The 26278-nt window shown below is 48.1% G+C and carries 25 protein-coding genes; 6 read left to right on the top strand and 19 right to left on the bottom strand.

The window, feature by feature from the left end; translation table 11 throughout:
- Positions 1–198: transketolase-like TK C-terminal-containing protein (locus CAG64_RS10000; protein ID WP_161489309.1), on the top strand; the 198-nt coding region annotated here is incomplete at its 5' end.
- 413 nt (positions 199–611) lie between these two features.
- Here CAG64_RS10000 and CAG64_RS09995 read toward each other — a convergent pair.
- Together CAG64_RS09995 and CAG64_RS09990 are read right to left on the bottom strand one after the other, a co-directional pair.
- Positions 612–2174: a methyl-accepting chemotaxis protein gene (locus CAG64_RS09995; protein WP_161448178.1), complete on the bottom strand. Its 1563-nt coding sequence runs from the start codon at positions 2172–2174 to the stop codon at positions 612–614.
- 180 nt (positions 2175–2354) lie between these two features.
- Positions 2355–2996 (bottom strand): OmpA family protein, encoded by a 642-nt coding sequence (locus CAG64_RS09990; protein WP_161448176.1) that lies wholly within the window; start codon positions 2994–2996, stop codon positions 2355–2357.
- 207 nt (positions 2997–3203) lie between these two features.
- Here CAG64_RS09990 and CAG64_RS09985 point away from each other — a divergent pair, with 207 nt between their 5' ends.
- Together CAG64_RS09985 and CAG64_RS09980 are read left to right on the top strand one after the other, a co-directional pair.
- A complete protein-coding gene (locus CAG64_RS09985) occupies positions 3204–3833 on the top strand; it encodes a thiol:disulfide interchange protein DsbA/DsbL (protein WP_161448174.1) in 630 nt (209 codons plus the stop codon).
- A gap of 17 nt (positions 3834–3850) precedes the next feature.
- Positions 3851–4324: an FKBP-type peptidyl-prolyl cis-trans isomerase gene (locus CAG64_RS09980; protein ID WP_021704689.1), complete on the top strand. Its 474-nt coding sequence runs from the start codon at positions 3851–3853 to the stop codon at positions 4322–4324.
- 84 nt (positions 4325–4408) lie between these two features.
- On the opposite strand, the gene CAG64_RS09975 is transcribed toward CAG64_RS09980, so the two are convergent.
- Both CAG64_RS09975 and CAG64_RS09970 read right to left on the bottom strand, forming a co-directional pair.
- A complete protein-coding gene (locus CAG64_RS09975; protein ID WP_161448172.1) occupies positions 4409–5674 on the bottom strand; it encodes a DEAD/DEAH box helicase in 1266 nt (421 codons plus the stop codon).
- A gap of 37 nt (positions 5675–5711) precedes the next feature.
- Positions 5712–6293 carry an acyl carrier protein phosphodiesterase gene (locus tag CAG64_RS09970; protein ID WP_161448170.1) on the bottom strand — a complete coding sequence of 194 codons (582 nt, stop codon included), beginning with the start codon at positions 6291–6293 and terminating at the stop codon, positions 5712–5714.
- 541 nt (positions 6294–6834) lie between these two features.
- On the opposite strand from CAG64_RS09970, the gene CAG64_RS09965 reads away from it, so the two are divergent.
- Both CAG64_RS09965 and CAG64_RS09960 read left to right on the top strand, forming a co-directional pair.
- Positions 6835–8040, top strand: a complete 1206-nt coding sequence (locus CAG64_RS09965; RefSeq protein ID WP_161457430.1) for an aromatic amino acid transport family protein — start codon at positions 6835–6837, stop codon at positions 8038–8040.
- A gap of 209 nt (positions 8041–8249) precedes the next feature.
- The gene (locus CAG64_RS09960) at positions 8250–9677 is read left to right on the top strand and encodes a methyl-accepting chemotaxis protein (protein WP_161457431.1); all 1428 of its coding nucleotides are present in this window, start codon (positions 8250–8252) and stop codon (positions 9675–9677) included.
- A 129-nt stretch (positions 9678–9806) separates the two neighbouring features.
- Here CAG64_RS09960 and CAG64_RS09955 read toward each other — a convergent pair whose 3' ends face one another.
- The 13 genes from CAG64_RS09955 to CAG64_RS09895 all read right to left on the bottom strand — a co-directional run bounded on the left by CAG64_RS09955 (position 9807) and on the right by CAG64_RS09895 (position 21025).
- Positions 9807–10373, bottom strand: coding sequence for an OmpA family protein (locus CAG64_RS09955; RefSeq protein ID WP_021704695.1), 567 nt, complete (start codon positions 10371–10373; stop codon positions 9807–9809).
- Position 10374: 1 nt separating this feature from the next.
- On the bottom strand, positions 10375–11691 hold the full coding sequence (locus CAG64_RS09950; protein WP_337247445.1) for a pilus assembly protein TadG: 1317 nt from the start codon (positions 11689–11691) through the stop codon (positions 10375–10377).
- Positions 11692–11693: 2 nt separating this feature from the next.
- Positions 11694–12278 (bottom strand): tight adherence pilus pseudopilin TadF, encoded by a 585-nt coding sequence (gene tadF / locus CAG64_RS09945; RefSeq protein WP_161457432.1) that lies wholly within the window; start codon positions 12276–12278, stop codon positions 11694–11696.
- Positions 12268–12795, bottom strand: coding sequence for a TadE/TadG family type IV pilus assembly protein (locus tag CAG64_RS09940; RefSeq protein ID WP_161457433.1), 528 nt, complete (start codon positions 12793–12795; stop codon positions 12268–12270). The genes tadF and CAG64_RS09940 overlap by 11 nt, the downstream gene beginning before the upstream one ends.
- Positions 12792–13931 (bottom strand): tetratricopeptide repeat protein, encoded by a 1140-nt coding sequence (locus CAG64_RS09935; protein WP_161457434.1) that lies wholly within the window; start codon positions 13929–13931, stop codon positions 12792–12794. The genes CAG64_RS09940 and CAG64_RS09935 overlap by 4 nt, the downstream gene beginning before the upstream one ends.
- Positions 13928–14797 (bottom strand): type II secretion system F family protein, encoded by an 870-nt coding sequence (locus CAG64_RS09930; RefSeq protein WP_161457435.1) that lies wholly within the window; start codon positions 14795–14797, stop codon positions 13928–13930. The genes CAG64_RS09935 and CAG64_RS09930 overlap by 4 nt, the downstream gene beginning before the upstream one ends.
- Entirely contained in the window at positions 14797–15711 is a 915-nt protein-coding gene (locus CAG64_RS09925; protein WP_161457436.1) for a type II secretion system F family protein, read from the bottom strand. Before CAG64_RS09925 ends, CAG64_RS09930 begins: the two co-directional genes overlap by 1 nt.
- Entirely contained in the window at positions 15708–16973 is a 1266-nt protein-coding gene (locus CAG64_RS09920) for a CpaF family protein (RefSeq protein WP_021704702.1), read from the bottom strand. Before CAG64_RS09920 ends, CAG64_RS09925 begins: the two co-directional genes overlap by 4 nt.
- The gene (locus CAG64_RS09915) at positions 16970–18163 is read right to left on the bottom strand and encodes an AAA family ATPase (RefSeq protein ID WP_021704703.1); all 1194 of its coding nucleotides are present in this window, start codon (positions 18161–18163) and stop codon (positions 16970–16972) included. The genes CAG64_RS09920 and CAG64_RS09915 overlap by 4 nt, the downstream gene beginning before the upstream one ends.
- A gap of 2 nt (positions 18164–18165) precedes the next feature.
- A complete protein-coding gene (locus tag CAG64_RS09910; RefSeq protein WP_021704704.1) occupies positions 18166–18627 on the bottom strand; it encodes a hypothetical protein in 462 nt (153 codons plus the stop codon).
- Positions 18627–19952 carry a type II and III secretion system protein family protein gene (locus CAG64_RS09905; protein WP_040902407.1) on the bottom strand — a complete coding sequence of 442 codons (1326 nt, stop codon included), beginning with the start codon at positions 19950–19952 and terminating at the stop codon, positions 18627–18629. Before CAG64_RS09905 ends, CAG64_RS09910 begins: the two co-directional genes overlap by 1 nt.
- Before the next feature lies 1 nt (position 19953).
- Positions 19954–20730 carry a pilus assembly protein CpaB gene (locus CAG64_RS09900; protein WP_161457437.1) on the bottom strand — a complete coding sequence of 259 codons (777 nt, stop codon included), beginning with the start codon at positions 20728–20730 and terminating at the stop codon, positions 19954–19956.
- Positions 20731–20818: 88 nt separating this feature from the next.
- Positions 20819–21025, bottom strand: a complete 207-nt coding sequence (locus tag CAG64_RS09895) for a Flp family type IVb pilin (protein WP_021704707.1) — start codon at positions 21023–21025, stop codon at positions 20819–20821.
- Positions 21026–21240: 215 nt separating this feature from the next.
- On the opposite strand from CAG64_RS09895, the gene CAG64_RS09890 reads away from it, so the two are divergent.
- Positions 21241–21699 carry a prepilin peptidase gene (locus tag CAG64_RS09890; RefSeq protein WP_161489308.1) on the top strand — a complete coding sequence of 153 codons (459 nt, stop codon included), beginning with the start codon at positions 21241–21243 and terminating at the stop codon, positions 21697–21699.
- A 1-nt stretch (position 21700) separates the two neighbouring features.
- On the opposite strand, the gene CAG64_RS09885 is transcribed toward CAG64_RS09890, so the two are convergent.
- Positions 21701–22585, bottom strand: a complete 885-nt coding sequence (locus CAG64_RS09885; protein ID WP_021704709.1) for a LysR family transcriptional regulator — start codon at positions 22583–22585, stop codon at positions 21701–21703.
- A gap of 616 nt (positions 22586–23201) precedes the next feature.
- Complete coding sequence (locus CAG64_RS09880; RefSeq protein WP_161457863.1) at positions 23202–26207, bottom strand: M6 family metalloprotease domain-containing protein; 3006 nt, start codon at positions 26205–26207, stop codon at positions 23202–23204.
- Positions 26208–26278: the final 71 nt, after the last annotated feature.

Genomic DNA, 26278 nt, shown 5'->3' with positions numbered 1-26278 from the left:
GTACTGCCATCAGACGTCACAGCACGCATCGCTATTGAAGCGGGTATCGCAGACTTCTGGTACAAGTATGTAGGCTTTGACGGTCGCATCATCGGCATGACCAGCTTCGGCGAATCTGCACCGGCAGGTGAGCTGTTCAAGATGTTTGGCTTCACAACAGAAAACGTTGTGAACACAGCTAAAGAACTGCTGGCATAATCGCCAATAATTAAACAAAGCCCTGCTCATTGAGCAGGGCTTTTTTGTACGATAAAAGATTACCGTCAGCCACATTCCCCCGAGAAAGACATCAGCGTCTCCGCAAACCTTTAGTAGAAAAATTCTCGCGTTGATTCAAAGAAAAGCGCAAGCGGATCCTTGTCTTTCTCTGAACGCCTTCAGACAGCGGTAAATCGACGCTGGCTGCTTTTTTGGAGTCTCTGTCTAAACAGAGAGGCGTTACCGGTATTGCCATTCGATGGCTTCCATTAACCTAACGACATTCTCGATAACTACTTTATTAAAAGGCGCCATTGCAGAGTTTGAAGCGCTTTGCTGAACCATGCCATCCGCACGAGATACTTCAGGCTAGTAAAACAATCCCCGCCGGTGAGCGGGGATTGTCAGCTTTATTAGCGTTCTTCAAATCGATACGCCAGTTGTCTGAATTCATCCACATGAGACTTCAGCGACTGACTGCTGTGTTCGACCTGACTGGTTGCGGCCAGATTCTGCTCGGCGGCAGACGCAATTGAGTGAATATGCTGATTCACTTCTTCTGACAATTGGCGTTGTTTAGCCGCAGTTGCGTCGACGTCTGTCATTAGGTCACTCATGGATTGCATCATCTGCTCTACTTCCGCCAATCGCAGTGAGCTCTGGTCAGCGATGGTGCCACATTTATCCGTCTGCTCTTTATTGGCGAGAATATCACCTTGCCATTGCTGAATGGTCGCCAGCATTTCATCGATACTGCTTTTTATCTGGAGAGTGGCATTTTGCGTTCGTCCCGACAGTGCACGGACTTCATCAGCCACCACTGCGAAGCCTCTTCCCTGCTCTCCCGCCCGCGCAGCTTCAATCGCCGCGTTTAGCGCCAGCAGGTTAGTTTGTTCCGCAATGCCACCAATTTCTTCCATCAACTGGCTGACATTTTGCGCTTTGTCACTCAGCTGATACGTAGTTTGTGTCGCTTTCTCAGCTTGTTCACTCAGCAGATCGAGGTTTTGTTGCGTCAGGTCGATGGTCTCTTTCGCCTGCGCACAACTGTTGAGTGTTTCGCCAATCAGAGTATGAGCATTATGAGAACTATCAGAAACGGTGTTCGCAGAGCTTTGCATCTCTTCTGTCGCATCACGTACCTGCCGAATATCTTTGACCTGTTGATTCAGTGCCTGAGAGACTTCTGATGTGGTGTCACTCAGTTCATCCGCCATGGATTGTAGCGGCAAAGCAGAATCGGTCATCCGGCCCAGCACCGTGCGCATACGGGCTGACGACATCTTCAGATGGTAATCGGCCGGAGAAAATAACTCGTCACCGGAGTAAATCAAACGGCTAATGCTGTCGTAACGGCTTTGCAGTGCTCTCAGTCTTGAAGGGGTTGAAAACAATTCCTGACGGAACAACACGGCAATCACCCCCAAAGGCAACGCGTTGAGTAACCACGGCAGCCCCCCCTCAACCGCCAGCATCTGGCTGACTAAAGGCGCAGTCAGCGAGCCCAATAGAATCGCGTAGCGAACCGGATCCGGTAACTTAAGCTTAAACTGGCGTTGGCCTTTTTCCGCTGCGATCAGGCTACGATACGCCTTTGCGGCAATATTGACCCACTTGCGTTCTGGCTTAACGCGAACCGACTGATAACCCGATACCTTTCCGTTTTCGTATATTGGGGTGACATAAGCATCTACCCAATAGTAGCCGTTGCCCTTGGTTCGGTTTTTCACTATTCCACGCCAAGCGTTACCTGCTTTGAGGTGCTTCCACATGTCAGCAAACGCCGCTTTGGGCATGTCGGCGTGACGGACAATATTATGGTGTTGGCCCAGCAATTCACTTTCAGTGAACCCGGCAATACGGCAGAAGGCTTCGTTACAGTAGGTAATAACACCTTGTAAGTCTGTGGTGGAAACCAGCTGATCAGCGTCACCGACCGCCACTTCCACTCCTGATGAAGAGATATTGACTGACATTTTTATGATTGTAATCTTTATGTTGAGTAACGCGAATGTTGGCACAAGTTGCAGGGTTATTTCAAAGTATTGCGAGATCGAAACGTCTCAAACGTGAAACACGTCATCCTTTAGAGTTAGTTCGCGCCACGAAGCAAAAAAGCCAGCTTAATGCTGGCTTTTATTCATATTATCAATAGGTTAGTTGTTCGACACTATAAAGCGAACTTCCACCCGTCGGTTACAGGAACGACCCGCCGACGTTTTGTTAGTGCAGGCTGGCACATATTCACCGTAACCACGAGTAAAAATCGACGTCTGTGAAACCTGGTTGCGCACTAAACGATCTTTGACCGCTGCCGCCCGACGTTTGGAAAGACCATCGTTAAAATTGGCCGTTCCCGTACTGTCTGCGTGGCCATCGATCACCACGTCAATATCAGGTTGAGTGGCAAGATATCGCCCTACCAAATCGAGCCAACTGCCAGACTCCTGAAGCACACGTGCAGAACCGGTATTGAACTTCACTGTGTTATTGAGTTTGACCATGATGTATTCACCCGGCAGCACTTCGTAATCTACCCCATTGCTGGCGAGAAAATTCTGTAGTTCGTGATAACTGTTGCTGCCATAGTTGCGAGGCTGGGGCTGGCTTGGCTGAGTGTTATACGCGCTGTAACTTCCCGTCCCTGATGTCAACGCCGGTTTGCGCCATTCAGGATGCATTAGCTCAGAGTCATTCTGCGGGGCCGTCTCCAACATGGAGCCCCATTTTTTCACTTCCGCTGGTAACGTGCCACAACCAGCCAGCAGCAAAATAAGAGGATAAACATAATACTTCATGGGCTATACCGTTCACTGATATCAAACTCGATTAAGTTATCGGCTACTGTATGCAATCCTTTAGCCAGTTTTATGGAATACGCTGAAATTTGGATAAAAATTTGCCTCTGGTTACAAAAATTCGCGCTTTACTGACGGGTTACCGGTTTTAACCCGGCTCGCATACCGCTAAAATCGCACTACTTTTATTTTCTAACGATGTGAATTATGAAAAAGTTTTCCGCTTACGTCATCGCTCTGCTTTCATCGCTTACCTTGCTCGCAGGTTGTAGTGACGACAAGCAACCTATCGAGGGCAAACAGTACTCTCAGTTACCCGCTGACCTGTCTGTGTACAAGTTGCCACAGGTAACGGAGGTGTTTTCTCTTAACTGTGGTCACTGTCGCCAAATGGAATCGATGCTCCCTGAACTGGAAAAGCTGACCAATCAGCAAATCGGCCGGTTGCACGTTACCTTCAACCAAAGCGCGCAAATCGGCGCTATGATGTACTATGCGGCGGTGATGCAATTACACAAGGATCCCGATCACACCATGATGGAGGCGCTGTTTGCGGCAGTACAAATGGGCGATGGCTCAACACTGAGTGAACGTCAGGCTGCGATCGAGAAAGTGTTCCATGAGCGTAACCTGACAAGCCCTTACGAACTGGATGAGTCTCAGCAGAAGCTACTGTTCAGTGAAATGAAAGTGGCCGAAAATGTCTCTAAAAAGGGCGAGATTAATGCAGTGCCGACGTTCATCGTCAATGGCCAGTACTTGATCAATACCTCAGCACACCGTGACATCAACGATATCGCCAACACCATTAATTTCCTGACTCAACAACCTGAATAAACAAGGAACCTGTTTCTATGTCTAAGTTTGTTATTCCTATTATTGTCTTTATCCTGGCTGGTTTTTTTATCTATCGGATGTGGAACAACCACAAAGCGGCCGACGTCAATTTTGCTGAAGGTCAGGCATTTCTGGCAGACAACAGTAAACACGAAGGTGTGAAAACCACCGATAGCGGGCTGCAATACCTGATTCTGGAAGACGGAACCGGCACTGAGCACCCAAGCGAGAACAGCCGAGTGAAAGTGCATTATGAAGGCAAACTGCTGGATGGCACCGTGTTCGACAGCTCATACAAACGTGGAGAGCCAATTACGTTTGGCCTAAACCAGGTTATCAAAGGCTGGCAAGAAGGACTGCAACTGATGGTTGTGGGTCAGAAAATGCGCCTTTTCGTTCCGAGTACTCTGGCGTACGGCACCAAGGGGACGGGCCCGATCCCACCTTCTGCAACGCTCATTTTTGATGTCGAACTACTTGACATTGAGTAAAACGAAAAATAGAGCCGAAAGGCTCTATTTTTATTTCATGTGGCAACCACGGCAACAATTAACCGCTCGGCAAGCGCGTTCATCTCAACCAGTCATTTTCTTGCCGCGGCCGGCATGAACTTTAAACTTGGCTTTCATTTTACGTTTTTCCGCAGAGCGACTTTTCTTGCGCGGTGACTTGTCCGTGTCAACTTCTTCGAACAAGCTCGGCTCAAATCCTTCTAACCACTCCTGTGGCAGACGAATGTCAAGCAAACGCTCAATCGCTTCCAGCAGATATTCTTCGTCGCGACTCATCAGAGACGCCGCAAAACCAGGATGACCAGCCCGTCCCGTTCGGCCGATACGATGGACATAGTCTTCAGCTTTATAGGGCATATCAAAGTTCACCACTTGCTCCAACTGATGAATATCCAAGCCGCGCGCAGCCACATCGGTAGCAATGAGTGCTCTGACTTTCCCTTGCTTGAAGTCATCCAACGCTTTCTGACGCGCTCCCTGGCTTTTATCACCATTGATCGACGCCGCTTTGATGCCGTCCAGTTTCAGTTCTTTGGCCAACGCATCGCTTCCCTGCTTCGTCTTGGTAAACACCAGCACTTGTTGCCAGTTGCGTGCGCCAATCAGGTACGCCAGCAGTTCCGCTTTGCGCTTTTTGTCTACCGGATACACCATTTGCTTAACGGTATCTGCAGTGCTGTTCTGCTCACTCACCTGAACTTCTACTGGCGTGTCCATTAATTTGTACGCCAGCGTTTTAATGCGCTTATCAAATGTGGCGGAAAACAATAAGGTCTGTTTGCTGTCGCTCATCCGACGTAATACGCGCTGAATATCAGGCATGAACCCCATATCCAGCATGCGATCAGCTTCATCCAGCACCAGAACCTGAGTGTTTCGTAGCGACACATTACGGCAATGCATGTGATCAAGTAGCCGCCCTGGCGTTGCGATCAGAATATCCGCACCACCACGCAAATTTTTCACCTGTACATTCATGCTGGTTCCGCCATACGCCGTGACGATTTTCACCTCGATCCCGTTCGCGTATGCCGTTACGTTGTCGAACACCTGCTGAGCCAGTTCACGCGTGGGCACCAATACCAGTGCAAACACGTCGTTGCTCCGTTCATCTCTGGTTGTTGGACTCTCGATCAAGCGTTGCAGCAAAGGCAAGCCAAACGCCGCCGTTTTCCCCGTCCCTGTCTGCGCCCCTGCTAACACATCCTGCTCAGACAACACATGTGGTATCGCTTGAGACTGAATCTCAGTGGGTTGCTTAAAACCTAACTCGCTCAGCGTATCGCAAAGCTGAGGGCCAAGACCAAGTTGTTGAAACGGGTGAGACATGCAGATTACCTTTCAATTGAGCAAGCGCGGGATTCTATCAGAATGCTTGGGACTTTGCTGCGTTTAATACGTCCGGATAGAGCTCAGAAAAAATCGGTTGCAAGGTATGGTAATGCCTGTCCAGATAGGCAAAGCAGTCAGATAGCGGGCCCATGCGGGGGCTGCGGCCAGACATGCGTCGCAACGCAAACTCAATATTGTTCATGTCCCGGTACGACTCAAGCCAACGCCCTTGCCACATGTTCTGGCTCACAATAAGAAAGCGCTGCGGCAGATTGGTCACGTGCTCTCGTCGGGTCTGTTGCTCTGCTTTATGGCAAAATTGGCGCAACGACTCAGAGTGAAACTCTTCCCAGCGAGATGCCAGGCAGTGATCCCAAAAGACATCCAGTGCAATAGGGGCAAAGCGACGTGCGCTGCCGTCGAACAAAGATTTCGCGTCACTCATCAATGGATGCTGGTCCGTGTACGAATCGACAAAACGATGCAGCATCACCCCATGAGCTATCGATGGCTGGTATTGTTTGTTTGGGTCGCCTTTCACAAAGTCCCCCAGCAAATTACCCAGTTTGCTGCTGTCACAATGGTCGGCGATGTGTAGATGCGCAAGAAAGTTCATACAGTAAAGAGATAAGAGAAGTACTTATATAAAAGCACAAAGCCAGTGCGTTCGCACTGGCTCTCTCGGGTTGATGATGTCGGCCGCCGTTATCTGACAAGATTTTCGGCGAGTTCTTCGATGGATTCTTCGTATTCTGATAGGTCAAAGCCTATTTCCATCGCGTCTAAAAGTTCCAGACATTCATCGTTAGCGTATTGGTCGCTCATCAGGACCTCCTTTTTACTTCGATGTTTTCTGCAGACGTTGTACTACTCTGCAGCTCCTTTTTATACCTCTTATATGACAGTTTTTTGAAAGCGAAAAGTAAAATTGCAATCTGATTTGACGTTTGTCTCAGTTAATCGATTGCCAGAGCCTCCAAACTCAACCTGTAAACACAAACTTACACACAGAGTAAACCAGTGCGTACATTTCTCTTGACCAATTTCATAATGACCTGCAAAATCCTGCTATACCTAATGGATTAAACTCAATTTTGAGTAAATATCAGACACAACATCTGCAATCTGATCACAACAACGTACAAAATTATATACATATGACTCAATCAAAAATTTTCGGCAGTACACTCATCATCGCCGGTACCACCATAGGCGCTGGCATGCTCGCTCTTCCGCTGGCATCTGCGGGTATCGGCTTTACCACTTCAATCATGATCATGGTCGTACTTTGGGCTTTGATGGCCTTTACCGCATTGCTGATGCTTGAGGTTCATCAATATGCCGACCATGATGCTACGCTGCATACGCTCGCTAAGCAGATTCTGGGCAAGAAAGGAAAATGGCTGGCGAGCTTTGCAATGTTATTTCTGTTTTACGCCTTGTGCGCCGCGTACATTGCCGGCGGAGGGTCGCAATTTGCGGACCGTATCAGCCAATTTACCGGCCTGACCATTTCTGGGCCTGTTGCAACGGTGGTTTTCACTATCATCGTTGCAACCGTGGTGACGATCGGCACTGGCACGGTCGACAAAGTCAACCGTGTGCTGTTTACCTGTAAACTGATTGCAATGGTAATGGTGCTGTCGTTTCTGGCGCCAAATGTCACCGAGTCATACCTGCTGAGCATGCCCATGCAACAAGGTCTGATCGTCGCCGCTATTCCGGTGATTTTCACCTCATTTGGCTTTCACGGCAGCATTCCGGCGATTGTTAATTACCTGGATGGCGACACCCGCTCGCTGCGCAAAGTGATCCTGTTCGGCTCTGCTATTCCGTTGGTTATCTACATTTTCTGGCAAATCGTCACTTTGGGTGTGATCAGTCAGTCGCAAATGATTCAGAATTCAGCCCTTAGCGCTTTGATTGGTAACCTGGCCCAAGCCGTCAACAGCACCAGTCTGGCCAATATTGTCGGCGTGTTCGCCGATCTGGCTTTGCTGACTTCTTTTCTGGGTGTCAGTCTGGGATTGTTTGAATACCTCGGTGACATTCTGCGAAAAACCAACACCAGCTCAAGCCGTGTACCAGCATCACTGATTACCTTCCTGCCACCTCTGGGATTTGCTCTGTTCTACCCACAAGGCTTTATCATGGCGCTGGGTTACGCTGCGATCGCACTGGCCATTCTGGCGATTTTCCTGCCCATCCTGATGGTGCGTAAAGTTCGCCAACATGAGCAGTCTGAAAGTAAATACCAGGTATTTGGTGGGCAGGCGGCGCTAGTTATCACAGGTGCAACGGGTTTCGCCATTGTTAGCGCACAAATCTTGATCACGCTGGGTATTCTGCCTTCTCTGGGCTAACGCCCAATCACTGAGTCATCAAAAAACGCCGGCCAAAAATGCCGGCGTTTTTTTATGCACTCTAGCTTATATCAACCAGATCTACGTCTCATATTTGCAACGAATTACAACATATCTTTCAGATAATACTGTGGGATCGCTCATATTGGTCGATACAAGAAAGTCATAATAACACCATCTATTCATTCATCATTTGTTGCGGAGTTCCTATGAGAGAAGTCGAATTCAGGACGATCGACCGACTGTTCATAAAAATGTCCATTAACGACAAAATGTGGGTCATATTTGCCCTTTTTCTTACCACAATTACCTTTATTTCCGGAGGTCGCTACTTCAATACGATTGATGCGATTGAGCATCAGTCCAAGCTTGCCGTTGAATATCAGTTAACGGGATTATTGCAAACCAACGCACCAGATCAGTTGCAAGTACCAGGTCTGGAAAAACGCACGACCATTGCAGACACCCAATATACCCAAGGCACCGTAACCGCGACCGCCAGACATGCCTCCGGCCAGGTCTACGCGCTCACCAAATCCATGAGTAATGCCGAAAGCGATGCTCGCTCCGCGGCATTATCTGCCTTTCTACTGGCGTACTTGTGGGTGATTCCCTTTGCGGTTTTCGTCTATTGGGTCGCAACCTTTATCGGCGGCGCACTGTGGGTGTTGTACAGCACCACACAGAAAATCGCTGACGGAGATCTGACCTCACGCCTTGGTTTCCACCCGGGACGCGACGAGTTTGGCACTATTGGCTGCGCGCTTGATAACGCTATGGACACGCTGACAGACCTAGTGGTGAGTGTGAAAGATAACTCAACCACGTTGGGTGAAACTTCCGCTGCATTTGAGCAGGACATGCAACAAAGTGAAACTCAGATCACCAACCAGTATGCTTCGCTAGATTCGGTCGCCACGGCCATGGAAGAGATGACAGCGTCAGCGCAAGAAGTGGCGAACATTGCCAATCAGGCAACTGGCCAAACAGAGATGGACGCGAAACAAGTGAACGACAGTTCTCAGCGAGTGCATCAGGCGATTGATGAGATTGCGCGCTTGTCTGACTTTATCGAACAGGCGTCAAGTTCTGTTGCCACTCTGAACGACAATACCGCGCAGATCAGCGAAGTTATCACCACCATCAACGGTATCTCAGAACAGACCAACTTGCTGGCTCTGAACGCAGCGATTGAAGCAGCACGTGCCGGTGAGCAAGGCCGCGGTTTCGCCGTGGTGGCGGACGAAGTCCGTACTCTGGCAAGTCGCACCCAATCAGCGACGGTCGAGATTCAGACTATGATTGAAAAACTGCAATCAGAAAGCCAGACCATCGCTAAGATCACCGAGCAGACGGTCAGTCAGGCACAAACCAGTAGCGATCTCGTCACAGACATCGGCAACGACATCAGTCAAATCGCCGTCTCCGCGAGAGCCATCAACGACATGAGTATTCAGATTTCCACCTCAGCCGGTGAGCAAAGTGCGGTCGCAAACGATATTGCGTCTGAACTGTCGGACATTCGCGCGCAATCGAGTGTGATACGTCAAGTCGCCGAGCAATCCTCTCAGGGCGTCGGTAACCTGGCTAACGCGACACGCAATCTGGGCGAAATACTCGCTCGATACCGCACCTGATCCTAACATCGGGGTTCGAAACCAAAAAGCCAGTCATCCGACTGGCTTTTTATGATCTGTATCTGATTCAGACCCTGTTGCGTGCCGCGGCCCAGAACATAAACACACCAACAAGCAGCAAATAACCGATCATGACTTCACGGTAAGCACGACCCGGCGGTTGCATCCAGTCGTGCGGTTTTCACTGGCATTGCAGATTGGCGCACTCTCCCCAAACGCTTTCTCAACAATACGGTTACCCTGTTTGAGATTATGTTTTAAGTAGTTCGCCACCTGCTTGGCGCGACGCGCTGACAGAGCTTTGTTATACGTCTTAGGACCGATACTGTCGGCATGCCCTTCAATAAATATCTGCGCTTTACCGTTCACCAGTTCAAGATACTTCTCCAGCACATTTTTGTGCGCAGCGGTCAGCTGATATTTGTCGTGTGCATAGTTCAAAACCAACGACTGAGTCGCTTGATCATAAAAGCAAACCTCGTCCGGACGTGCCACTTTCACCACCTCAGACGACGAGTTCAACACTTGTTCGGGACGCGTAGAGTCGTGTTGAACCAATTTGCCTTTCACCTGCGTGGTAAGCGTGTGGGAAGACACCAGTTGAGTAGAGGTCACGTATTCATTAACCCCACCGAGACAATTGGCATACCCGAATGGTGACAATAATAAAGTGGTGATGATGAGCGGGTATTTCATGTTAATCCTTAAGTCTTCCTGTTTCTTCATTGATCAGATTGAGAATATATTTGTAAACGTCTTCGCCATCTTTGGCGTGATAGATATTGTTGCGTCCAAAACAATCACCGAAGCCATCTTTGGCCGATACGCTGTAGTTGATACCAATCACCCCCATGGTAACTTTGGTTTTCTCGTTCTCACTCGGGTTATTACTCTGGAAACGGTTTTTCTTGGCGCTGATGGTGGAGCGCAACTTCTTACACAACCCCTGATTCACCAAAGACTGCAAGTAGTTGGCATCGTTGTCAGCCCCGTCCGACAGCACGATAAACACCTGTTCCGGGTTCAGATTGGTGGCACGATTGGCTTCCTGCGCCGCTGCGATGATGCCATTCCAGGACGATGTTCCCCCGTAAGCCCGCAAGTCGCTGCTATCCAACAAACGGATGAACTCATCGTAATCTTCCGTCAACGGAATATCGTAAAAGGGGTAATCTTTGGCGAACCTTTGGTTCTGGTTTACGATTTGCCCGCGCTGATAGCTTGACATATTGCTGGTTACCGAACGGATTTCACTGTAAGGCTTAGGCATATTGAACATCTCATTCACCGTCGCCGACGCCGACGAGCGCTTAAATTCATACGCGTATTTCTTTGGCCAGGTGTAGCGATAGCCACGATAATCGATTCTGACCACCTCATCCGTCTGTGTCACGTGATGCCAGTTGTAGCCCAGCAGTGCGACACGGCTTTTTTGCTCCGTTTTAAAATCTTCGATATCGCGTACTACGCGGCGGATGGTCTCTTTCACCACTTGCAGCTTGTTTTTACCGCCCTGCCAGGCATACGTCATCGAACCACTGAAGTCACCAATGAAATAGACATCAACTGGCTGCGGCAGATACTTTCGCGTCACCGACGAACCCGAGGCTTCGAACTCAGGTTTCAGATTCATGTCCTCGTAGCTGATCCAGGACTGAAACTTGGCTTTGGCCGTCACCACAAAATCGGTAAAAGGGGCAACTTCACCACTGGCCTGAACGCAACCGTCTTTGTACAAACACTGCCGGTTGTACACTTTCACGTCAACATCATCGATGTTATCGAGCACATAACGGTCGACCAGTTGACGCGCATAAATGACGTTCTTGTCGTCGTCTTCCTTTGGGCTGGCGATCAGTGCCAGACTGGCGACTTCCGCAGCCTCGAGCACTCGTGCATGCGCCAGCATCTGTTGAGACATTTGCATCGAAAAGGCCATAAAAATCACCATCATCGGCAACAAACCAATAAACAGAATACCAGCGACGCCTCGGTTCTTTTTCATCGATCTCACGTTTAAACCCTCGCAAATGAGTAGGAAGAGCTGACAATCCGAAACACTTCACCGTTCGCGACACCTAAAATATTGACGGGTGTCTCATAACACAGGGAGACCTGGTACAACGGCAAACGTCGGTTGCGTGATGTGACCGGAAGCATCTCAATAGCCTTCGCTTTGTCGATATCAGACATGTCCGGAAAGTTGCAGCCAATAACGTTGCCCTTTTCCAGCGCCTTATGGCGCCGGACATAGTCCACTTTTCCATTCGACAACACCCGTTCATCCAAACGTACTTCATCAATGCGCATGCCGAATTTGGTTTTGTCAAAATTGGGGATCATGCGTTTCATCGACGCGGCGGCAATGGAGTACGCGGTATTCTCCGTTTGGTTGCAGTTACCGGCACAAATATCCAGATCCGCGTTAAACAGCTGTTTTCGTTCAGCCAGAATCGTCGTCAGGGAATAAGCCGCGCGATCCAACTGCCCTTTCTTGTTGATCGCCAACATGTAGTTCACCACCACCACAAATAACCCGGACGCAAACACCAGCACCATCGCCAGTTCGACGGCAAACGCGCCTTTTTGTTTAGCTCGCACAACCCGCCCCCTGTCCGATTTTGAATGCACAACGTTCGTATTCCTGAATGGTGACCACTTCACGCCGGATCGCCATGGTCGGAAACCATATTGATACGATAGGGTCATAGTTGTATTTGAGGTCGTAGACCGCGATCGCCATATCCACCGGGTCATCTTTACGCTCCGGACACTCATCTGCCGAGGAGAACTGGTCGGTGCATTTCAAAAATGAATCGTAGTTGCGAAAGTAGTGAACTTTGATCTTCACACTGCCCGGCTCAACAACATTGCTCCACAGTGACCCGCCCGCTTTTGCAAGCTCTTGCTGGATCATCTGGCTGTAGTTCACCGTATTGCTGTTGCTGGAATCGCCGGCTTTTTTAACCCGCATCACTGCGGTCGTGAGGGCGTTGTCAGTCATACTCATCGAGAACGTCATGATGCAGATCTCCACCCAGCCAAACACAATCGCCAGAAAAATGGGTATCCCCATTGCCGCTTCAATCGTCAGCGAACCTTTCTGCTTTTTTCTCATAGCCTTACGTACCTTTTCTTGGTGTAGTCAACCACAAAGGCACCTTTGATATCGAGACTTTCGAGAAAGGCTTTGGCCTGATCCAGATCGTTGAAATCCCCAACACAATAACGCTTCCATAAGCCGTGCGTGTAAGAGTATACGGTGCCGTAGTTGGATTTGAGGTAGTTGAGATAATCCGCCGGGATTGCTGTATAGGTAGCCAATACCTGAATACGGTACGTCGGTGGTGCCCCCGGTTTCAGGTTTTTGGGATCCAACACGGAACCATCCAGGCTGGATTGACTGGGTTGAAATTGAGTTGACGTTGCCAGCGAGCTGACTTTAGACGTCGGCGCAACGTAGCTGGTTGCCGCTCCTTTGGCGGCATCACGTTGCAGACTGGTTGTCGAAACGGGGGTGTCTGCCACTCTCATCGTGCTCTTCTGCCCTTTGTTTTTTGATACGGATGACATCAATGCAGCCAGTTGCTTGCGCGCTTGCTGCTCGTTATTGGTGTGTTTCAGTACTTCCAGCGCAATGTCCGGACGTTCTGCGTTCACCGAAGCCAGAATCAGGTTTGAGCGCACTCTGGCATCTCCCGGGCTGGCCAGATACAAGTCGTAGAGAATATCGGTCGCATCGGCGTATTGCGCCTGCATCATTTTCACGACCGCAATGTTGTTTCCTGCTTCGCGATCTGATGCACCTTGCTTGCGGCTCTCTTCAAAATGTTTGATGGCTTCATCAAAGCGTTTTTGCTGTGCGAGAATTTTGCCGGATAGCAGTTGATACTCGTATTCCTCACCGCCTTCGTCGCGATACTTCTCCAGCTCCTCTTGCGCTTTATCAAAGCGCTTTTTCTGGTAGTTCAGACGAGCAATGGTGAGTATGTATTCCGGCTCATCCAGATCGCCGGCATCGTAGGTATTGCGATACAACTCCGCCGATTTAACGTCTTTCATGTCCAGATACAAATTAACCAGTTTGACTTTGTATTCCGGTACGCTGTGCAAGTTGCTCTTATAAAACTCCACCAATTGTTGGTTATCGCCAGAACCGATGAGCAGTTTTTCTTTGGTTTGCAGTTCAGTATCAACCGTGGCGCAGCCAGAAAACAGCGAAACGGTGAGCAGTGCTATCAGCCATTTATTCATTGCATTAACATCCTCATAATGCCCGGGGCGGCAATCAGTACAACAATAGGAACCATGATGAAGGCAATCAGTGGGATGGACATTTTGGCGCCCATCTTGCCAATTTTTTCTTCCAGCTCCATCATGTTAATTTCACGGATATCGGTCGCCAGTGTTGCCAGTACCGGACCGATGGACGAGCCAAATTGCAGGCTCTGGACCAGTGTCATCACAAAGCTTTGTGACTCACTGGTTGGCACCAGCTCATAAAACTCTTCCAGGGCTTTTTCGATTCCCACCAGACGTGCACGTTCGACCGTAACCCGCACAACGTAAGCGAGGTTTCTATCAACGGTTTGCAGCTCTTTGGATAGGTAATCGAGACTGGACTCAATGGTCATGCCGGTATGAACGCACACATTCATCAAATCGAGCAGAAACGGCAGGCGTGCACTGATACGTTTGATGTTGGCTTTCCCGCGGCTGGCGACGTAGGTGTCCGGCAACACAATGAACGCGATCAAAGCACCCATCAGATAAGCCAACGCCAATGTAATGCCCATGCTTTCCTGCAGATAGCTGAAAACGATAAACACCAACGACACGCCAAACGGGATGATTTTGAACAGATAGTACGAATCGGCCAGAAAGTCGCTGTATATTCCGGCGGAAACCAGTTTCTTTTTGGTTTCGTCTTTGTTGAAGCTCACCCGACTGATCAAAGACTTCAACAAGTCGGTACGCTTGCGCTCTTCACGGGTTGAACCGATGATCTTGCGCGTGGCAATGTTGGCCCGGGTGTTGTCGTAAAAGCGCATCACCAGCGCAGCCAGCCCCATCGAAACGCCAAACACCACTACCCAGATCAGTATCTTTGTCGTATCCATCAATCCACCCCTCTGAGAATGAACCAGATACAGGCAAAGCCAATGAACTCACTCACCAGTACGTAATAAAAAATTGGTTTTCCACCGTCTTCAAACATCACGAAATGGTAGTTTTCCGGACTGGTAAACTTCAGGATCACCAGAAATATCACCGGCAGACAGGCGATGATTTTGGCCGACGCCCGCGCTTCGGATGTCAGTGCATTTTTCTTCTTCTCCACCGCGCGAGAGTCAAACATCAGGCGGTTAATGCGGTTAATGACCTCTTTGAGCTGACCACCCCGGCTTAAATTGATGCGAATGGTCGACGCAAAGAAGAAATACTCCAGATACGGAAACGTTGTACTGCTGCGCTCTAAAACGTCATCAGGATCTTCGCCAATCAAAAGACGTTCAGCCATGAACTTAAACTCACGTCCGACTTCGTTATCAAGCTGTTTGCCCACGTATTCGAACGCGTGCACGATACTCTGCCCGGAAGACATCGCTCCGCTTAAGATATTGAGAGCGTCAGGAAAGTGGTTCTTGAACCGCTCTGCCTGCATCTGTTGCAGCTTGATATAAAAAATGACAAACAAAATGGGTTCAAGCACCATCAGGCACACCAGATAATCCTGCATCAGGAAAAATGCATTAATGGCGTAAATTACCACCATGGTCACCGCGAAAAACAGCATCAACTTGAGCCCCATATTGGGCTGAAAGACTTTGACCATGCTTTTGACGGTTTGTCGAAAACGGGCTTTGAAACTGATGTCAAACCGCTGCGCATCAATCACCGAGCGTACGCCCTTCACCCCTTCAAAATCAGCATGCATATCGATGATCTGACTCAGGCGGCGGTTCTGGCGGGCGCGATACGCCAACCAGTAAATCAGCAGTGCAGCCCAGGAAAATATCAGGATGAACATCATGCGAATATCCCCCGCACGGTGTCTTCCAGACCAAAAAATCGCGCTCGCTCGTAAATAACGGAACGCGTCGACAAACCAGGTGTACGGAATTCGCCCTGGATCTTGCCGTCCTCAAACTGAGCGCTGGTTTCAAAGCGGAAAATGTCCTCCATCACCACGCTGTCACCTTCCATCCCGATCACTTCGGAAATGTACATCACCTTGCGGCTACCGTCGTGAAGGCGCTTAACCTGGACAATTAAGTCAACCGCACTGACAATGGTGCGTCGAATCGCGGCAATAGGCAGGCTAGCGGTAGCCATCATCACCATACTTTCAGTACGTGCGATCGCATCTCGCGGCGTGTTCGCGTGCAATGTGGACATTGAGCCATCGTGACCGGTGTTCATGGCCTGCAGCATCTCAAACGCTTCACCACCCCGGCACTCACCCACGATAATCCGGTCAGGACGCATCCGCAGCGCGTTGATCACCAGTTCACGCGCGGTAATTTCGCCCGTCCCTTCCACACTGGCCTGACGGGTTTCAAGTCGAACGATATGGGGCTTTTGCAACTGAAGCTCCGCCGCATCTTCAATCGTGACAATCCGTTCACTTTCGCCGATGAACCCAGACAACGCATTCAACAACGTTGTCTTACCCGAACCGGTACCGCCAGATATCAGAATGTTGCACTTACAGTGGCTGGCAATCGACAAAAGCTTGGCCATCTCAACCGACATCGCACCAAACTCAACCAAATTTTCCAGTTTGATTTTCTGTTCTTTGAACTTACGGATTGAAATGGAGGTTCCGTCAATCGCCAGAGGTGGTATGACTATGTTGACCCGGCTTCCGTCAGCCAGACGCGCATCACAAAGTGGCTTGGACTCATCAATCCGACGGCCCACATTAGACGCAATGCGTTTGGCTATGGTATTGAGCTGCTTTTCGTTAACGAACTGAATGGGCGACTTCTCGACTTTACCGCCAATTTCAATAAAGATATCCGACGGGCCGTTGATCATGATGTCCGAGATATCATCGTTGTCGACCAACTTCTGCAACGGACCAAGGCCTTTCAGCTCATCCAGCAGTGCCTTAACCAAATCCACTCGTTTGAGTGAGCTGACCTGTAATTGCTTGCGATCAATCAGGATATTGACGGAGTCTTTTAGTTGCTGCTCCAACTCTTCATTACTGATTTCCACCAGTGATGAAGCGTCCAGCGCATCAAAGATCTCATCTCTGAGTTCGATGTAAGTTTCTTTTAACTGATTCATTTTTTAAACAATGAAAAACGAGATTTTGCTTTGATTTTTTTACCGGTCAGCACAGCCACCATGCTGGCGACTGGCGCCGAATATTTGGACTTCATCAGCCCGTCAATGCCTTCCTGAATCAACACTTTCTCCAGCGTTGGCTCATAAGCAATATCAATGGTGTCTTTGGTCCGGATACGTTCTTTGGCGTTCGCTAACGTGACCATGTAATCCTTGTTGGGGCGGTTCATGCTGAACACGACCTGATGGTCTGCTTTGCCGATCTTCTTTTTCAACAGGTTGTATGAGCGCAGTGATGACACGGACGGTTCACAGACCACAAACACACGGTGATACTTATCCAACAGCTCTTGATCGTGGACCTCTTCGTAAGACGACAACGGCACCGAGTCGATGATGAAGTTGTACTGGTCCATCAGCTCTGAAGAGAGGTTGTATAAGGTCGAGGCATGGTCGCCGAGACAAGCACTGTTCTTCTCCAGCACCAGATAACCCAGCTTATCGGTTACTTTGTGGACATAGGTTGTCGCGATCGCGCCATCTATCTCAATTTGATTCAGGTCGATACTGTTTTGCTTGGCCTTAAGACCTTTGATCCCCAAATAGATATCGCTATTCAGCGCGCCTGAGTCGTGATCCACCAGTAACGTTTTCAGGTTGGCATCCGTAACCAGCGCATTTGCCAGCACTGAACTAAGGCACGACACACCTACTCCACCCTTGGTTCCCAAAATAAGGATGCGCTTGGCAACCCGTGTTTTCTTCACTGTCGGAGTGTCATGGCTTTGCGCACGAAGTGAAGCCAGCAATCCATCCAGTTCCGAGTCCCACAACACATACACGGCTCCCAGCGCATGAATTTGGTTACGTAACTTGATGGAGTCGGTATCGCTGAGCACCAGTAAAGAAATACTGACGTCCAGACGCGTCGCGATTTCAGACACCTCATCGACGATACTGCTGGTGCCCCGCATATCAAGAATCACATGCTTAAGCTTGACGTCAGAGCGGTTCCAGGAATCATCAGAGTCAAGATCCGGCACTTCAATCGGCACCGGATAGCCTTCAATGGCATAGAGTTCTTTCACCGCCTCCAGCAGTGTCGCGTCATCAGAGACCACGAGATCGGTGGCCTCTGCCGATGAGTTCAGCTTGGATGAAGAGTGCTTAAACAGATTGTTCAGATCCATACTTACAACTCACTCTTGATTGGGTTGACCAGACTCATGTTACGGTTGTGCTCAAGCGCACAGCCAAAGCGGTATTCATCACGCGAGGCAAAGGTCATCACACCACACTCGCGGCTTTTGATTCGTACATAGGTCGCCGATATCAACACGGCTTTCTGCTGATCCGCCTCTGCAAGCACCACGCGATAACGATTTTTGGCGATACCCTCGGATTTAAACTTTGCGTTCAGCTTGTCAACAAACTCACTCGATCCCGTTTTGTAATACACAGAAAAACGCGATTTCGGTTCACGATGGTTGAGATCGCGGATGAAGTTCACTGCGCGATTGATCGACTGCTCAGAATCCGCAACATCAAATTCGATGCTCTCTTCCATTTCATCAATCACACTGGAGTTCGAAACATTGGCCTGAGAACAGCCGAACATCACCAGTGCCAGCAGCACCATTAACAGGCTTCTCATCAGTTAAATCCTCCTTCATTGATGGTTTTTTCCAGTTCCGGCTCGTTCACGCCAGACAAATCGATGCGTAACAAACGTTCAATGTCACTGGTGCGACGAAAAGCCGGTAGCTTGACGTCCTGTTGTTCAATCGGATCGACAAGATTGACGGTAGCGACAATGATCAATTCAGTTTTTGAGCGGTTGGTTTTGGTGTGACTGAACAGCGCGCCGAGAATCGGAATATCACCCAAGATAGGAATTTTGCTCAGCGACTCACGCTCTTCCGAAGTGAGCAACCCAGCCAGGACAAAGCTTTGCCCGTCTTTAAGCTGCACGGTAGTTTGAGCGCGTCGGGTACGCAGTGAAGGAACCGAGATCAAGCCGGTCGAGGTTTTGTTGGATTCGTCAATCGAGCTGACTTCCGGAAACAGAGACAAACGGATGTTTTCAGAGTCCGTCACTTTAGCCACCATAGCCAGTTTTACGCCGTACTCTTTGTACGTGATGGTAATGCCGTCTTCATCGCGAACCGCAATCGGGATCTCGCCCCCGACAAGAAAGCTGGCCTGCTCGCCGGAAATCACCGATAAGTTCGGCTCAGCTAACACTTGACCAATTTTGTCATCGCCGCTGGCAGAAATGACCGCGACGATGTCCTGCGCCGTAAAATCAAGCAGTTTGTTGACAAATTTACCCGACTCGCCGCTGTCACTGTAGCTGACGCCCAATTCAGATAAGAATGAACTGGATACTTCGGCTACTGTTAGCTTAACGTTGATCTGATCGGTGGTAAGAACCTTGAGGTTGTTGATCACCTGGGCGTAGACGTAAGATGCTGTGTAATCGAGCTCATCGCCCTTTTCACCATCTTCTTTCTGAATGTAGAACACATTACGCTGGCGATCTTTTTTCAGCATTTCCCCCACCAGACGATAGATTTTCGTCTTGGTTTCTTCGCTGCTGACAACACCGTCCAACACGACCTGATCGCCGACATTAGACACCATCACGTTTTCGTCCGGATAACGGGCAATCAGCGTTTGTTTCAGCAAACGCAAGCTCTGATTGACCACCAGCTCCGAGTTGTAGATCTCGTTCCCGCCACGGTCATAAACAATCACGGAGGTACTGCCCTGCCCAACACCATAAATCACGACTTTATTTTCATCGATGATTTTGTAGTCGGCGATCTCCTGATCCGCGACAAATACCGTTGAAATCTGACGTTTTAAATTGATGGTTTTTGCAGCACCCTGATCTAAATTCATCAGACTGGATGCATATAATTGGAATGACGCTAATCCACAAAGGAGTGAAATTAAGCCTAGACTTCTGTACTTCATATTATTCCTTGCCACGTAATTCCCTGACACCAAATTGATTCTCAAGAATGTCGCTGCTTCGGATAGACAAATAACGATTCGCAATTGCTGAAGGAATAATATTCACATCACCAATTTTTTGTGCCATTTCCAACTTAAGAACATCGCGCATTTTTAACGCAATAACTAAGCTGTACTGTTTATCTTCATCATCCTTAAGGTCTTCTTCTTCATTGCCTTTAATGACTTGAAGAACACGCGCATCACTAATAATCACTTTGCTAACAAGATCACCAATATCGCCATACCCAGTTTCAATCAGATTTGATTTCGAAGATGTGGTCGAAACAAAGCTCACAAGATCACCAGGAGTCAGTGCTAACGATTGAATAACACCAATACCTGTTACTTGATAAAAATAAGGCACTTCTTCTTTCTTCAATGACAAATACAGATAATCGCGATCACTCGGATTAGAGATCATAGACTGGGTTAGATAAGTTCCAGCGGCGAGATCCAGTTTGAACAACGCGCCAGGTTCTATCACCAAATCTGTCTTCGCTGTATACTCAGCACCTGCCAACTCGGATTCCTTAACTGACTGAACTGAAAAAGTTTTGTTTTTAACTGGTTGAGACTTTGTCACATCCAAACTCAACGCATATACAGTGATTTGAGGCTCCACCACTTCCTGAGTGGCTTGGGGTGCTTCATCATCGGAGAAGTAATTGCTCTGAACAAAAAAGAGTGTTGTGAAAATGGCCAACGCGACGAGAAAAAAGACAATAACTCTATTCATAGTAAGCCCAAATTATAATTAAATAGGGGCTAACGCCCCTTTTGTTTTATTGCTATATACCTTTGGCGTTTTTATCGCCTAATCGGTATTATTTGCTAGCACTATTCAGGTTACTTGTAACTTTGCCCAGGGCGCCAGTAATAGCGTTTTTAAGGGCATCAGTTTGAAAGGCCGCAAGAACAAGTGCCGACATAACAACTGCAATAATTGCGTATTCAACAGCAGTTACACCGCGAATATCGTCTTCAAACTTCATTTTCCATTCAGCTAGTTTTGCCAGAGTTTTGTAGTACATAGTTTCCTCATTAGAAATTTATTAGGCAAGGAGTGCCATCGTTAAACTGCAAAACAAAAGTAACCTAATATAAATAAACCATCCAATTATTGTTTATTATGATCATATAAGGCGATTTTATTCACTCACTTAAATAATAAATATTTATGTGGTCATAAATATTTATTTAAAAAGTGGTGTTGAGATTATTTATTTTGACCAATAGACTCAGACATATGAAATTAACACTATTACTCTATTTACCGTTTTTCCTCGCCAACCTGTGGGTCACGGTTTACGTGTGCTGGTCGGACGGGAAGCGCCGCCTCATTCCGAATCAAATCAGTAAGTGGGTGTTGTTAATCAATACCATCGCCGCCATCGCGTATGGATTCATCTGGTCATCGCTGCCGATAGCTCTACTCTGCTTTGCGGTATTATTGCTGTTGTGGTTTGCGAATGTGTTCGGGGCGGGAGATGTGAAACTTCTCAGCGCGTTCACTGTGGGGATACAACCTGATTTACTGATGCCCGCTTTGGTGACCATCGGTATTTTTGGGGGAATTCAATTGGCCACCATGTACCTCTGGGCAAAAGTAAATCAGTTCAAAGCCTTTAAGAAAGGCATTCCTTACGGAATACCCATCTCACTCAGTTGCCTTATTTTTACTGCGTTGTCAGCGCTTTCACACTAAATTAAGCCGTGCATACGCTACCATGCCCCGTCGTAGAGGGAACTTGGTCAAACATTTGATGGATCTTGTTTCTTAACCCCATCACTTCCAACTCTTGTGAAATCTCGTCACTGCACCATACATACATATTCACCTGCTGGCGCACCGGTATTTTGGTGCATTCGGTGCTTCTCACCGACCACTCAGGACAAACCAGCACCGTACCATTGGTGTTGAGTTCGTTTTTCATAAACCGGGCGGAACTGGTTGTCACCCAACTCGTGACATGAGCGTAATCGATGTGGTTCTTGCTCAGCACAGATTGCACAAATGACTTAGTCAGTGTATTGCAATACACGATTCTCTGTGGGTAGCAGTCATACGGGTCAATAAAACTCGAATGAGCAATCACATAATTTGCGGTGTTGAGTTGATACGACTTACCATGATCTTCAGGCAAACGGCTCAGACTAAAGATGAGATCAAACTTATCGGTATCAATCGACGTACTTGTGCCAAAGCTGGTGAACGACAGATCCGTATTATTTAAGCCTCGGAACTCTCTCACCACTCTTTCCACCAGTTCTGGACAAAAAGAGTCTGCGATAGCGATATTAAACTGATCACGAATTTCTACACGCTCAAGATCCTCAAACAGTTTTTCATACATGGACATTGTCTGATCTGCATATTCCAGCAAAACCTTGCCATGTTTGGTCAGGCCAAATCCCTCCTTTCTGTCGAAAATGCTGGCCCCTATTACACTTTCGATCTTTTTGATGTGCTGCGAAACAGCAGGTTGTGTCATAAAAAGAGATTCAGCAGCTGCTGTAAAACTCTTGTGTTTAACAACGTGTGAAAATGTCCTTAGATATTTTACATCGATGACTCTATTAATGGTTTTCATGGTAGCAACTTACCTCGATGTTACCTATTTTGTTTTTTTTATTATTTCCCCAAAAAATTCGGCATCAAAGTACCAATACAAAATAGCAGTTACAAAAAATTATTATTTATATGCTTATAAAAAAACATTATGCAACTGATTTATAGATATGTATAAACAAGTACTTAAATATGCTGTAGCCCAATAGTCTCAAGGACTTTAGAGCTCCAACACTATATCTAATTATGAAAACATATATACAAATAGGCTGAGATTGCATCATTAATAATGTGATGGCAATCACCAATATATGAAATAAAAATGATAATTAACCACAAAAGCCGCGATTAATGTAAGAATATTTTATCAAAAAATAGATTTTTCCAACTCAATATGTATTCACACCCATCATGAAGAATGTGTGTTTTTTATACATTCAGCGCACATTTCGTGCAATAAAGCCATATAAATGGAATAAAGATCACCATTAATATAATTAATGCCTACTATAAGTAACAAATAACTCAAATTAGAAATAATAACGATAAATATTTACTTTAGAATACGTTTAATTTCCGCAATCGATTGCCTTGATCGATAATAAAAAAGAGAGCATATGCTCTCTATTTCTTATTCATTACCGATAGCGTCTGCGAAACAACCAGAGTAATGTCATCATTACCCAAGGTGAATTTGAGCCGCCGGAAGCTCCGCTGCTTTCCCCTTGATTTTCAGCGACACTTTGAGTGCGAACTTGCAGTTCATATTCCGCTGTTTGTACTGAATCATCGACAAATATCACTTTATATTTCAGCACATCGTAAAGTGTTTCTTTTCGCTCGGTTGGTGCGGTGTACACTAACGTCGTGCCGTTGATGATCACTTCTCCATGCAAAGGCGGCGTTAAAATTTCAATCGAACGAATGTCACTGTCATCGTGCTCACCTGCGGGCCGGAGTAGGATCTGCTCACCGTAGACCACCGACACACTTTCGTCGTTGATCGCAATCGCGCGATTACGCACCACCAGTTTGATGGTTTTCGCCACCCGACCACCCTGGTTGTCTGCCACGACGACAGTCAAAGGATAGACCGTTCCGTTGTTGGCATCGGATGGGATCTGTACCTGTATCCATGAACGCTGCGGATGAGTGATCGACAACGGCGTCTCCTGACTGACCGACCAACGATAGCTGTGACTATCGGAATCCACGTCCCGGATATTCTTAACCGCAAGTGTGACCAACTGCCCCGCTTTCACCGAATTTAGCGGATAATCAACCTCAAATACTGGCAAATCATTCACTGCGCTGATCGTTACACTCACATTGGCATAGTTAGACGCCACACCCTGACTATCCACCAGGCGATAAGTGAAGTGATCGACACCATTGATATTGGCCGACGGTGTGTAAATCGTACCACGAAAACGTCCTTTTGAAGGTGGCTGACCGATCTCAACACGATACACTTCATTCGCATTGAGATGCTGGTCATTGGATTTGACATCGACTGTCACCGACTGATCTTCACGCATGACCACAAAATCATCCATCGCAACAACATCGCTGGCGATCTGCTCTTCAAACAGAGCCGCAAACGGAAAATTATAGTAGGCGCCGCGGCTCAAGCCATAAGCGAGATACTCATCTTTTCCCCCAAAATATTGTTCTTTGCGTTGCCCATCGCCCAAATAGGCATCAAGAAATTGAGTGGAGTATTCCGCGGTACCATTTTCAATTTCCAGTACTAACATGGACATGCCCGGCTCCAGAGCCACAGGCGCCGGTAAACGAATTTGCCCGCCACCGACAGGGGCCACACCGCTGGCCAGTTCACGGCCATCAGCCAGATCAAAATGTGCACGACCTAAATTCACGTTGTACGGATAAACGCGTAAAACGTAACGCATAGGTAATGCGACCGTGTTTTCCTTTGCGTAAAATTGAAAACCGACTAAATGCTTCGGCGTATGACCCACGTCCACAGCAAAGCCAAGCGCATCAATGCCGTTTCGGTATGAGACATAAGTGCGCCCGAACGACGTCAACCATGCCGACTTTCCTGCCGCACTCGGAATATCGAGACTAAAGCGAGCCGCGTTCGGATCGCTGACAATGCCACGCAGGGCGATATTGGTTTCACGCCCGGCGGTGACTGTCATCAGCGAAGGGAGTGACGCATCCGATAACTCCGTGATCTGTTCACTGCCGGGAAATACGTCGCCGTCATCGCCTGTCGAATGGCCATTGTCCAGTAGCCCGTGATTGTCCGCCTGTAGGATCTGTACCTGCATCGGCCCCTCAGCATTGAACATGTGGTCAACGCTCACGGATGTGACCAGCAGACCTTCAGCGGGCAGTGCACGGTCATACCCAATGTTACGTCGGTTTTCGATGTACGCACGTGGGCCAAACTGCTTCAGATAAGGGTCGAGGTGAATCACACTTTCACCCTGCGCAGTTTGTACTGTTTGTGCACCGCTTTGAGACAGTACTTTAGGCTGGATGAAACCGGCTGCCTCCTTGCTCCATGCCAACATGTTGACCGGCGTCTGGCCCGAGTAGGAATCTCCCGGCTTACTCCCCCAACTGCCACTGCCCATTAACCCCCACTGCCCGATAGAACCATTGTGTCTGTAGGAGTAAAGGTCCGGTAAACCCAACATCAGATGCCCCAGCTCGTGCGCAATTACCCCCATTGTGGACTGGTGGTCGTGTTGAAAATCAGCGAACAAACAATACGCGCTGATGGTTTTTCCATCCAAAGTTACCTGCCTATGGCTGTATTTATGCGGCCATATCGTTGGTGTTTTGTTCGTCCCACTTGCCTTGTCATTCCCGGCAAAAACGAACATCACAGACAGTTCTCTGGGTTCAATGTTTCCGTCACCGTTATCGTCATACGTTGATAAATCAAAATCTGCGTCCAGCGCCTGATAGGCTTTCTCAAACGCAGTGTTCAGTTTTGTCTGACACGTGTTATCGGTCTTTGAATGACAGTTGGGATGATTGATGTCGAGAGTGACATGCACAATGCCATCATTCTCCGTACCCGATGTTTCTCGGGCAGGTACAACCTTGTAGCGACCATTGCTGTTTTTGAGAAAATAGTCCTGAACACTTTGCTGGTTGATACCAAAAACGCTCGCCTGAAAGTCATTTACCATGACCTCGTCTTGAAAACTGACTTGCACCACCAGCAAAGGTTGTTCTGTCACCGCGGTTTGCCCTTCGATGGCAGGGGCAAACTGTCTGCCAGTCGTCAACGTAAGACGGCGCTTTCCCGGCGTCATTTCCGTTGGTGGCACAGACAAATACACGGGATCAATCGGGTGAGAATGAATGTTGGCATCTTGTGGTGGCGGAGCCTCACTCGCCAGCACTTCAGTCGAAACGACTCGCTTTTGCTGCTGCTCGTAGTAACCGTAGTACCAGAGCCCATCCTGCTCCTGAATGTACAACGTCCCCTGACGATCCTGATACCAGAACATATCTTCCGATCCCATCAAACGCAGATCTTTGACCGAACCATCACTGAACGTCATTTGATGCCAGACCGGCGCAGGCAAGGTGGTGCCGAAAACGGGCGTCACCAATAAGCTTGCCAGTAGCCCCGCACTAAGTGCGTTGTTTTTTATCATTATTTTCTCTCGTTATCTGAGTTAAGTACTCCAATTACCAGAAAAATGGAAATTGGAGCTAAGACTCTAAC

This window comes from Vibrio sp. V38_P2S17PM301 (assembly GCF_009904845.1).
Classification (GTDB): domain Bacteria; phylum Pseudomonadota; class Gammaproteobacteria; order Enterobacterales; family Vibrionaceae; genus Vibrio; species Vibrio proteolyticus.
Note: the sequence above shows the minus strand (reverse complement) of the source record. Positions and strands in the feature narration are given on the sequence as shown.

What these genes read in the sequence shown, in the direction of transcription:
- CAG64_RS09995 (WP_161448178.1), bottom strand. Translation starts at nt 2,174, where the DNA reads ATGTCAGTCAATATCTCTTCATCAGGAGTGGAAGTGGCGGTCGGTGAC.
- CAG64_RS09990 (WP_161448176.1), bottom strand. Translation starts at nt 2,996, where the DNA reads ATGAAGTATTATGTTTATCCTCTTATTTTGCTGCTGGCTGGTTGTGGC.
- CAG64_RS09985 (WP_161448174.1), top strand. Translation starts at nt 3,204, where the DNA reads ATGAAAAAGTTTTCCGCTTACGTCATCGCTCTGCTTTCATCGCTTACC.
- CAG64_RS09980 (WP_021704689.1), top strand. Translation starts at nt 3,851, where the DNA reads ATGTCTAAGTTTGTTATTCCTATTATTGTCTTTATCCTGGCTGGTTTT.
- CAG64_RS09975 (WP_161448172.1), bottom strand. Translation starts at nt 5,674, where the DNA reads ATGTCTCACCCGTTTCAACAACTTGGTCTTGGCCCTCAGCTTTGCGAT.
- CAG64_RS09970 (WP_161448170.1), bottom strand. Translation starts at nt 6,293, where the DNA reads ATGAACTTTCTTGCGCATCTACACATCGCCGACCATTGTGACAGCAGC.
- CAG64_RS09965 (WP_161457430.1), top strand. Translation starts at nt 6,835, where the DNA reads ATGACTCAATCAAAAATTTTCGGCAGTACACTCATCATCGCCGGTACC.
- CAG64_RS09960 (WP_161457431.1), top strand. Translation starts at nt 8,250, where the DNA reads ATGAGAGAAGTCGAATTCAGGACGATCGACCGACTGTTCATAAAAATG.
- CAG64_RS09955 (WP_021704695.1), bottom strand. Translation starts at nt 10,373, where the DNA reads ATGAAATACCCGCTCATCATCACCACTTTATTATTGTCACCATTCGGG.
- CAG64_RS09940 (WP_161457433.1), bottom strand. Translation starts at nt 12,795, where the DNA reads ATGAGAAAAAAGCAGAAAGGTTCGCTGACGATTGAAGCGGCAATGGGG.
- CAG64_RS09935 (WP_161457434.1), bottom strand. Translation starts at nt 13,931, where the DNA reads ATGAATAAATGGCTGATAGCACTGCTCACCGTTTCGCTGTTTTCTGGC.
- CAG64_RS09930 (WP_161457435.1), bottom strand. Translation starts at nt 14,797, where the DNA reads ATGGATACGACAAAGATACTGATCTGGGTAGTGGTGTTTGGCGTTTCG.
- CAG64_RS09925 (WP_161457436.1), bottom strand. Translation starts at nt 15,711, where the DNA reads ATGATGTTCATCCTGATATTTTCCTGGGCTGCACTGCTGATTTACTGG.
- CAG64_RS09920 (WP_021704702.1), bottom strand. Translation starts at nt 16,973, where the DNA reads ATGAATCAGTTAAAAGAAACTTACATCGAACTCAGAGATGAGATCTTT.
- CAG64_RS09915 (WP_021704703.1), bottom strand. Translation starts at nt 18,163, where the DNA reads ATGGATCTGAACAATCTGTTTAAGCACTCTTCATCCAAGCTGAACTCA.
- CAG64_RS09910 (WP_021704704.1), bottom strand. Translation starts at nt 18,627, where the DNA reads ATGAGAAGCCTGTTAATGGTGCTGCTGGCACTGGTGATGTTCGGCTGT.
- CAG64_RS09905 (WP_040902407.1), bottom strand. Translation starts at nt 19,952, where the DNA reads ATGAAGTACAGAAGTCTAGGCTTAATTTCACTCCTTTGTGGATTAGCG.
- CAG64_RS09900 (WP_161457437.1), bottom strand. Translation starts at nt 20,730, where the DNA reads ATGAATAGAGTTATTGTCTTTTTTCTCGTCGCGTTGGCCATTTTCACA.
- CAG64_RS09895 (WP_021704707.1), bottom strand. Translation starts at nt 21,025, where the DNA reads ATGTACTACAAAACTCTGGCAAAACTAGCTGAATGGAAAATGAAGTTT.
- CAG64_RS09890 (WP_161489308.1), top strand. Translation starts at nt 21,241, where the DNA reads ATGAAATTAACACTATTACTCTATTTACCGTTTTTCCTCGCCAACCTG.
- CAG64_RS09885 (WP_021704709.1), bottom strand. Translation starts at nt 22,585, where the DNA reads ATGAAAACCATTAATAGAGTCATCGATGTAAAATATCTAAGGACATTT.
- CAG64_RS09880 (WP_161457863.1), bottom strand. Translation starts at nt 26,207, where the DNA reads ATGATAAAAAACAACGCACTTAGTGCGGGGCTACTGGCAAGCTTATTG.